The 8,987-nt window shown below is 71.9% G+C and carries 7 protein-coding genes; 6 read left to right on the plus strand and 1 reads right to left on the minus strand.

From position 1 onward, the window contains the following. From AB0J52_RS17055 to AB0J52_RS17070, 4 genes are all read left to right on the plus strand, one after another. Positions 1 to 1,065 (plus strand): ATP-grasp domain-containing protein (locus tag AB0J52_RS17055; protein ID WP_500182541.1); only part of this gene is annotated, 1,065 nt, incomplete at its 5' end. After that, positions 1,062 to 2,411 carry an MFS transporter gene (locus AB0J52_RS17060; RefSeq protein ID WP_500182542.1) on the plus strand — a complete coding sequence of 450 codons (1,350 nt, stop codon included), beginning with the start codon at positions 1,062 to 1,064 and terminating at the stop codon, positions 2,409 to 2,411. The genes AB0J52_RS17055 and AB0J52_RS17060, both read left to right, overlap by 4 nt. A 52-nt stretch (positions 2,412 to 2,463) precedes the next feature. Then, positions 2,464 to 3,108 (plus strand): helix-turn-helix transcriptional regulator, encoded by a 645-nt coding sequence (locus AB0J52_RS17065; RefSeq protein WP_500182543.1) that lies wholly within the window; start codon positions 2,464 to 2,466, stop codon positions 3,106 to 3,108. Between the two features lie 217 nt (positions 3,109 to 3,325). Further along, on the plus strand, positions 3,326 to 4,918 hold the full coding sequence (locus AB0J52_RS17070) for a serine/threonine-protein kinase (protein WP_500182544.1): 1,593 nt from the start codon (positions 3,326 to 3,328) through the stop codon (positions 4,916 to 4,918). A 60-nt stretch (positions 4,919 to 4,978) separates the two neighbouring features. On the opposite strand, the gene AB0J52_RS17075 is transcribed toward AB0J52_RS17070, so the two are convergent. After that, positions 4,979 to 7,207 (minus strand): M9 family metallopeptidase, encoded by a 2,229-nt coding sequence (locus AB0J52_RS17075; protein WP_500182545.1) that lies wholly within the window; start codon positions 7,205 to 7,207, stop codon positions 4,979 to 4,981. A 333-nt stretch (positions 7,208 to 7,540) separates the two neighbouring features. On the opposite strand from AB0J52_RS17075, the gene AB0J52_RS17080 reads away from it, so the two are divergent. Further along, positions 7,541 to 8,353 (plus strand): SGNH/GDSL hydrolase family protein, encoded by an 813-nt coding sequence (locus tag AB0J52_RS17080; protein WP_500182546.1) that lies wholly within the window; start codon positions 7,541 to 7,543, stop codon positions 8,351 to 8,353. A 244-nt stretch (positions 8,354 to 8,597) separates the two neighbouring features. Continuing rightward, positions 8,598 to 8,987 (plus strand): ATP-binding cassette domain-containing protein (locus AB0J52_RS17085; RefSeq protein ID WP_500182547.1); only part of this gene is annotated, 390 nt, incomplete at its 3' end.

Consider the following 8,987-nt stretch of genomic DNA (forward strand, 5'->3'; position numbering starts at 1 on the left):
GACAAGCACCTGTCCCGCACCGCGCTCGCCGCCGCGGGCGTCCCGCAGCCCGCCTCGGTCGCGGTCGCGTCGCTGGCGGAGGCCCGGCGGGAGGCCGACCGGATCGGCTACCCGGTCGTGGTGAAGCCGCGCGCGCTCGCCGCGAGCGTCGCGGTGATCGTGGTGGAGTCGCCGGACCTGCTGGCGGACGCCTACGAGCGGGTGCGCGGCACCACGCTGCCGGAGGTCGAGGAGTACGAGTACGGCGTGCTGGTCGAGGAGTGCCTGCGCGGCGAGGAGATCAGCATCGACTCGGCCGTGTTCGGCGGGAAGGTCGTCCCGCTGTACCTGGCGCACAAGCGGAAGGGCTACGAGCCGTTCTGCGAGGAGGTCGGCCACGTGCTGTTCGCCGACGACCCGCTGCTGGCCGACCCCGCGCTGATCCGGGTGCTGGAGGACACGCATGCCGCGCTCGGCTTCCACACCGGCATGACCCACACCGAGGTCTTCCTGACCGAGACGGGCCCCCGGGTCGTCGAGCTGAACGGCCGGCTCGGCGGCGACTTCATCCCCTACCTGGGCGGACGCATCACGGGCATCGACGCCGGGCTCGCCGCCGCGGCCATCGCGGTCGGCCGGACGCCCGCGGTCGAGCGCACCCGGACCGGCGTCGCCGCGGTCGAGTTCGCCTACCCGGAGGTCGCCACGGTGTTCGGCGCGCTCCACGTGGACGAGTCGCTGCTGCACCCGGCCACCGACAAGGTCGTCCCCATCGCGCAGCCCGGCGAGCTGGTCGAGCGCGCCGAGGACGGGTACATGTGGGCGCGCTACGCCGCGACGCTTGTCATCGGCGACAGCGAGGAGGAGTGCCGCGCGGCGCTGGACGCGGCGGCCAAGGCGACCACGCTCGAACCCGCTCCGCCGGGCACCGAGTCCGTCCCGGCCGGGCCCGCGATGTCCGGCCCGCCGTCCGAGCCGACGCCCATGGCGTCCTGGCGCCGCGCCGCGCCCGCCGGCCCCGCCGCCGCCGCGAGTGACGACCCGGCGCCGGCCGGTTCGGGTGACGCCGCGGGGAGGGCGGGGTGAGCTCGGACGCCGGACGCCCGGCGGGCGTCTGGGAGACCTGGCGGGAGGCGCCGGTCCCGGTCCGCGCGGTCATCGCCGGGCTGCTCGTCAACCGGCTCGGCACGTTCGTGCAGGTCTTCCTCGTCCTGTACCTGACCCACCGGGGCTTCTCGACGACCGACGCCGGGATCGGGCTCGGCGTGTACGGCGCCGGGACGGTGCTCGGGCTGCTGGTCGGCGGCGGCCTCACCGACCGGATCGGCAGCCGCTGGACGATCGTCGTCTCGATGGCCGGCTCGGCCGTGCTCACCCTGGCCGTCCTGTACGCGCCGCAGTTCTGGACGATCCTGGTGGCGCTCGCGCTGCTCGGCGCGGTCGCCCAGGTGTACCGGCCGGCGTCGGCGAACCTGCTCGCCGAGATGGTGCCGGACGAGCGGCAGGTCATGGTGTTCGCGATGCTGCGGCTCGCGCAGAACGTCGGGGCGACGGCCGCCCCGCTGTTCGGCTCGCTGCTGCTCGCCGCGTCCTACTCGCTGCTGTTCTGGGGCGAGGCCGTCGCGGCCCTGGTCTACGCGGTGATCGCCTACCTGACGCTGCCCGGCGGACGCTCGTCCGCGGCCGAGGACGCCGCCGGCTCGGACACCGCCGACGGGGACACCGCCCGGCCGGGGAGCGCGCGGGAGCCGTCCGGCGGGTACCTGGCCGTCCTCGGCGACGGCCGCTACCTGCTGTTCCTGCTCGCCTTCCTGCTGAACTCGCTGATCTACGTGCAGTACCTCGCGGTGCTGCCGCTCGCGGTCAAGGCCGCCGGGCACCCGACCGTCGTGTACGGCTCGCTCGTCGCGCTGAACGGCTTCATCGTCATCGCCTGCGAGCTGCCGCTGACGAAGAAGACGCAGAACTGGCCCGCCCGCGCGGTCGGCGTCGCCGGGCTCGCGCTGCTCGCGGGCGGCCTCGCCCTGTACTGGGTGCCGCTCGGCGTCGCCGCGCTCGTCCTCGCCACGGTGGTGTGGTCGCTCGGCGAGATCGTCGGGGGCCCGACCATGTTCGCCTACCCGGCCAAGGCCGCCCCGGACGGCCTGCGCGGCCGCTACCTCGGCTCCGCGCACGCCATGTTCGGGCTCGGCGCGGCGCTCGGGCCGGTGGCCGGCGTCGAGCTGTGGCACGCCGTCGGACGGCCCGTCTGGCTGTGGTGCGGAGCGGTCGGACTGGTCGCCGTGCTCGCCGCCCGCGCCGGAATGGTCGAAAAATCAACGACCTCGGAGCCGGCCGGGGATAAACCTCCACCGGACCATTCAAGAAAAGAAAACGCCGCTGTCGTGCATACGGTCGGTGACGCTCCGGTCGCGGCGGAGGACAATGTATAGGGAAATGCGTGTCCGCGGCGCAGGCGACCGAAATCCGTGTCATATGGAAGGTATGGCAACCCCATCGCACGAAGTGGCCGAGGCGCCTCCGGGCGCCAAGGCCGGGACGCCGGGCTCCGGCGTTCCGCGCGAATGCCGGGTCGAAATGTTCGCGGCCCGGCCGACCGGCCCGCCCGACGGCGCTTCGGCACGCCACGACCTGGCGCTGCTGGACGAGGGCGTCCGGGTCCGGCTCCTCTACCCGCACTCCATCCGCACCGATCCCGCCTTCCTCGGCTACGCCCGCATGCTCGGCGAGGCCGGCGGAGAGATCCGCACCGTCGACCGGCTGCCCGCCCCGGTCGCCGTCCTCGACCGGTCCGTCGCCCTGCTGCCGGTGGGTCCGCCGGGCGCGGCGCCGGTCGAGATCACCGCCGCGCCCGTGGTGGACCAGCTGCTGTGGACGCTGGCCTACACCTGGGACCACGGGTGGCGCTGCCCCTGCGACAGCGAACCCGAGGAACTGCGCAGCGCGATCCTGATGATGCTCGCCAACGGCGACAAGGACGAGACGATCGCCCGCCGGCTCGGCATGTCGGTCCGCACCTGCCGCCGGCACGTGGCGACCATCATGGCCGAGCTCAACGCCGCCAGCCGCTTCCAGGCGGGCCTGCTCGCCGCCCGGGGCGGCCTGCTCGGAACCCCGCCGCGGCCCTGACCGCGCGCCGGGGCCGCCGGCTCTCCTCCGGCGGCCCCGGCCTCGCGGGCGGCGGGACCGTCCCCGCCCTCGGCCCCGCCGCCCGCCCCACGTCCCCGCCCTCGGCCCCGCCGCCCGCCCCGCGCGCCCCCGTGTCCCGACTTCCGTGCCGAAGGCCGGATGGAGTACCGCGTATCGGTACGATCTGCTCGGTCGGTTTCCGGAGACTGGAGGCGGAGTGCCGGACACGACGGCGCCGCCGCCCGGCGACACGGAGGCGGTGGGCCCCTACCGGCTGGAGCGGCGGCTCGGCACGGGCGGGCAGGGAACGGTCCACGCCGCGCGCGGCCCGGACGGGCGCCGGGTGGCGCTGAAGCTGCTGCATCCGCACCTGGTCGCCGACGAGCGCGCGCGCAGCCGGTTCCTCGGCGAGGTCGAGATCGCCAAGCGGGTCGCGCCGTTCTGCACGGCCCCGGTGCTGGACAGCGGCATCGACGGTGACCGCCCCTACATCGTCAGCGAGTTCGTGGACGGGCCGTCCCTGCACGCGTCCGTCCGGACCAGCGGCCCGCGCTCCGGCGCCGCGCTGCATCGCCTCGCGGTCAACACCGCGTCCGCGCTCGCCGCGATCCACGAGGCCGGGGTCGTGCACCGCGACTTCAAGCCCGGCAACGTCCTGCTCGGCCCGGACGGCCCGGTCGTGATCGACTTCGGCATCGCCCGCGCGCTGGACCTCAGCCAGTCGCTCACCACGAGCCAGGCGGTCGGCAGCCCGGCCTACATGGCCCCCGAGCAGATCGCGAACGGCGAGGTCGGCCCCGCCGCCGACCTGTTCGCGTGGGCCGCCACCCTCGTCTACGCCGCCACCGGACGGCGCGCCTTCAGCGGCGGCTCGATCCCGGGCGTCATGCACGCGATCCTGAACGACGAGCCCGACCTGCCGGACCTGGACCCGCCGCTCCGCGACATCGTCCGCGCCTGCTTCGCCAAGGACCCGGCCGTCCGTCCCACGGCCGTGGCCGTGCTGGAGTCCCTTCGCGGGCCGTCCCGCACCGCGGTGGCCTCCACCCTCCCGGACGACCCGTCCGCCCCCTCCCGGACCACCGCAGACGCGCCCGCGGGCGAGACCGCCGCGGACTCGGCCGAGACCGCCGCGCCCGCGGTCGAGACCGCGGCGGACTTGCGCGAGACCGCCGCCGACGCGGACGAGCGTGCCGCCGGCCTTCCGGCTGGGGGCGTCGCGAGCACGAAGGCGTCCTCTCGCTCGCGTCGCCGAGGCGTCCTGCTGGCGGCTGCCGTGGCTCTGCTGGTCCTCCTGGCCTCGGGGGCGGCGTACATGGCCGGAACGTCCGGGAGCAGTCCGCGCTCCGGAGACGACAAGGCCGCCGGCGCGTCCGGGCCCGCGCCCGGTTCCGGGGGTGCGTCGCCTACCGCGGGCGGGACGACCCCGGCCTCCACTCCCAAGCCGTCGGCCAACGGGAAGAAGACTCCGTCCAGCGGACCGACCCCGGGGGGAACTCCGTCGCGCCCTGCCAACCCACCGGCCGGGGGCCCGTCCCGGCCGTCCGGCAAAACCAACCCTCCGGCGAAGAACGGTGGCGCGACGCCCCCGCACAAGAGCGGGCCGAGAACCCTCGGAACCGTGTCCATGAACGATATGAACAACTACTGCTCGGCCCAGGGGTACGCCAACGCGATGAAGCAGGGCGACGCCTACTACTGCGTCATTCCGGGTGCCCAGCCGACCAGCTGGGACAAGGTCTGCCGGTGGCGCTACTCAAGCCGTTCCGGCGTCTACGCCGACGGCACGACCTGCAAATCAGCCGCCTGAACGAGGCGAATGGGGAACGCCCCCACGACACCGTCGTTGGGGCGTTTTCTACGGCCTTTCTCAGTAGCGGCTGGAGATGGTCACGTTGTTGAAGCCGGTGGTGGCGTAGAGGCTGACGTAGTTGTATCCGCCGCCGCGCAGACCGGTGATGGTGAGGGATTCGGAGTTGCCCGAGTTGGTGGACCGGACGGTGTAAGCGCCCGTCGTGGCCCAGGTGTTCGGGTTGAAGTAGAGGTCGGCGTTCCCGGTGCCTCCGGACGTGGTGACGGTCAGGCTGCTCGTCCCGGCCGGCACGTAGAGGTAGAAGTAGGCGTAGTTCCCGGCCGTGGCGGAGACCCCGGTGCGGCTGCAGTCCTGCCCGAGGGTGCGGGTGTCGGTCCCGTCGCAGGTCGTGCCGCCTCCGGGCGGATTGCCGCCGCCGGAGAGGGAGTCCAGCCAGGTGTTGAACTCGCCGTCGTACTTCAGGGACTTGGTGAAGGTGTAGGCGGCGTCGTAGTTTCCGGCGCGGTAGTACCCGAGCAGTTTCGTGACGTCCGCGGGGTGCTTCTCGAACATGAACCGGACGGCCAGGTAGCCCCAGTGGTAGGTGCGGTTCACATTGGTGTTGTCATAGGTCGTGTCGAACAGCGTGCTCAGCGAGTAGGTGTGGTTCGGGGCCTCGTTGAGCGCGTCGGTGTAGGCGAGGTTCCGGTACGAGTAGGAGACGTACTCGGCCACGCCCTCGACCCACCAGATGTCGGGCCGGACGGTCGAGGCGTCGAAGTCGCCGTACTGGTCGTAGCGGCCGTCGAGGTAGTGCGTGTACTCGTGGTTGAGGTTCCAGATGCGGGCGGCGAAGCCGTTGTCGTCGGTCCGCTGGTAGGCGATGAAACGCGGGGTGTTCGTCGTGGACGACGGGTCGCCCTCCAGGTACATGCCGCCGTTGTTGGTGTCGATTCCGAAGATGACGCCGGCGTAGGTCTGGTAGTCCTCCGGTGAGTGGAAGACCACGACCTCCATGTTGGAGTTGTAGTCGTTCGCGACCGGCTTCCCGCCGTCCTTCGTGAGGTTGTGGAAGTAGGCGTTCTGGTTGAGCATGCTCGTGCACGCCGCGTTCGCCTCGGTCGAGGTGAGGGCCTGCGCGACGATGTGCAGGACGTTGGCGCTGCAGGTGTAGTTCTGCGTGAGCACCGCCTGCCGGACCCGGTTGGACAGGTCGCACGTGCCGTAGGACGAGCAGTTCGCCTCGTCATAGGCGTTCGCGACGTCCGCGACCCGCACCCACAGCGACGCCGTGGTGCCGGTGATGGAGCTGCTGTCCAGCAGGCTCTTGATGAGCGGCCGCACCTTGCTCTGCAGTCCCGCGTACTGGACGAACCGTGCGGTCTCGCCGCCCGCGTTGGAGACCAGGAACGCCGAGCCGGTGCCGAGCAGGTTCATGTGGTTGCGGACGAAGTTGTAGGTCGTGTCCACGATGCTCGGGTCGGCCTGTACGGCCGCCGGGTATCCCGCGACCCACTGGCCCCGGAAGAGCACGGTGAACACGTTGTTCACCGCGTTCCGCATGTCCCAGGACGCGTCGTACGCGCTGTTGTAGGCGTTGAGCAGGCGCTTCACGACGTACAGGTAGCGGGCGTTCTCCGACGCGCTGTCGATCAGGATGACCGCCTCGCCGAGGATCTCGCCGTTGGCGTCGCTCACCGTGCTCGACGCGGGGTTGGCGTAGAAGGCGTCCAGCGCGCCCTCGGTGGCCGTGGCCAGCGTCTTGGTGTACTGGCCGACCGTGCCGGGGTTGTAGTACTGCACGTAGTAGCCGGCCCGCAGGAACAGGACGAGCTGCTCGGTGCTCGTCGAGTTCGTCCCGTTGTAGGACGCGGCGTTGGTGCGCAGCGCGTTCGCGATGGTGACCATCTGCGCCTCGCGGAAGGCGCCGTACTGGTCCTGCCCGGTGAGCGTGAACAGCGAGTTGACGCACTGGACCGACGCCGCCTTGACGGCGTTGACCAGCGCGGTCCCGGTGTTCCCGGTGAAGTCGGAGACCGCGCAGGCGGCCGCCGGGGCGGCGGACGGCTTGAGCAGCCTCTTCGGGGCCTTGGCGGTGGGCGGCGTGACGGGGGCGCGGAGCTTGGCGCCCTTCCTCACGTTCACCTCGTCGGGCTTGACGAGCCTGGTGGCGCCGGAGACCTCGCGGTCGTGCCGGGCGGGGGGCGGGGGAGTGCCGCGCGGCGCGGCGAGGGCGGGGGCGCCCGCGCCTCCGGCCGCGAGGGCGACGGTGACCAGGAGGGTGGTCACCCATCGGCGTGGGGACATGGCCAGCTTCTCCTCTGAACGGGGGGAGTGGAGAGTGGGAACGAGACCGGCCGGTCTGTGCGGACGGCTGTAAAATGTCACATGCGACATGTCCTAACAAGGCCCAATTCACGGTCCGTTTACGGACATGTGCTATCGGCACTCCCCGTGACCACCCCGGCGCGCCGCGCCATCGCGTCATGACGCGTTCCGCCGAACACTCCGGGGACGCCCGAAGAGAGGCCCCCGTCAATGGCGAATCTCGCCGAAAAGCGCTCACTTTTTGACGGGGACAGTAATTAGGGACGCGAGGTATAAGAGAGGGGATCAAACCCCCCTTTTCAGGAGTGCCCCATGCGCGTCCCCCGCCTGCTCGCGTTCTCCGCGACGACCGCCGCCGTTCTCGCCGGAACCCTCCTCGCCGCCGGCACGGCGGAGGCGGCGGGCGAGCGCTACGTCGCGCTCGGCGACTCCTACTCGGCCGGCGTCGGCGCCGGCTCCTACGACTCCGGCAGCGGGTCGTGCTCGCGCAGCACCAAGGCGTACCCGCAGCTCTGGGCCAACGCCAACGCCCCCTCGTCCTTCAGCTTCGTCGCGTGCTCGGGCGCGACGACCGACACCGTGACGAGCGGCCAACTCGGCGCCCTGAACTCCACCACGACCCTCGCCAGCATCACCGTCGGCGGCAACGACGCCGGGTTCGCCAGCGTCATGCAGACCTGCGTGCTGAGCTCCGACTCGAGCTGCCTGACAGCGGTCAACAACGCCAAGACCTACGCGCAGAACACGCTGCCCGGAAAGCTGAACACGCTCTACGCGGCGATGCGCTCGAAGGCCCCGAGCGCGAAATTCGTCGTCCTCGGATACCCGCACCTCTATTACCAGAACAGCGGAATCTGCATTGGCCTGAGCAACACCAAGCGGACCGCGCTGAACTCCGCCGCCGACGCCCTGGACTCCACGATCTCGGCCGCCGCGTCCCGCGCGTCCTTCACGTTCTCCGACGTCAGGCCGATCTTCAACAGCCACGAGCTCTGCTCGGGCGACAACTGGCTGAACTCGGTGACCATTCCGATCGGCAATTCCTACCACCCGACCGCGCTGGGCCAGTCCAGCGGCTACCTGCCCGGCTTCAAGAACGGGCTCTCGCTCGCCCTCAACCGCTGACACCCGATTTCCGGGTGCGCGACAAGGTGCTGACCTGACGTCCGGAATTGGCGTCCGGCTCCCGGCACGGCTCGTGAACGGCTCGCGGAGCGGTCCGCGAGCGCCCGCCCCGCCTGTTTTTCCGTAGGCCTCCCGCGTCCCCGGGAGGCCTACGGCCGTTCCGGGACGCCCTGACGAAAGTCGGGGGCGGCCGGTGCCGATCGTCCGATCCGCCGGGGCGGGCCCGGTTCCTAGCGTGGTCGGCATGATCACGATGCGGGACCTGACCAAGCGGTTCGGGGAGCGGACGGCGGTCGACGGCCTCACGCTGGACATCGCGTCCGGCAAGGTCACCGGCTTCCTCGGCCCCAACGGCGCCGGGAAGTCCACGACCATGCGGATGGTGCTCGGGCTCGACCGGCCGAGCGCGGGCACGGCGCTGGTGAACGGCCGCCCCTACACCGACCTGCGGCATCCGCTGCGGGAGGTGGGCGCGCTCCTGGACGCCAAGGCCGTGCACCCCGGGCGGTCCGTCCGGGCGCACCTGCTGGCGGCGGCGCGCAGCAACGGCCTCCCCGGGCGGCGCGTGGACGAGGTGCTGGGGCTCGTCGGCCTGGAGTCCGTGGCCCGCCGCCGCGCCGGGACGCTCTCCCTC

This window comes from Spirillospora sp. NPDC049652, from assembly GCF_040675125.1.
Lineage (GTDB): Bacteria > Actinomycetota > Actinomycetes > Streptosporangiales > Streptosporangiaceae > Spirillospora.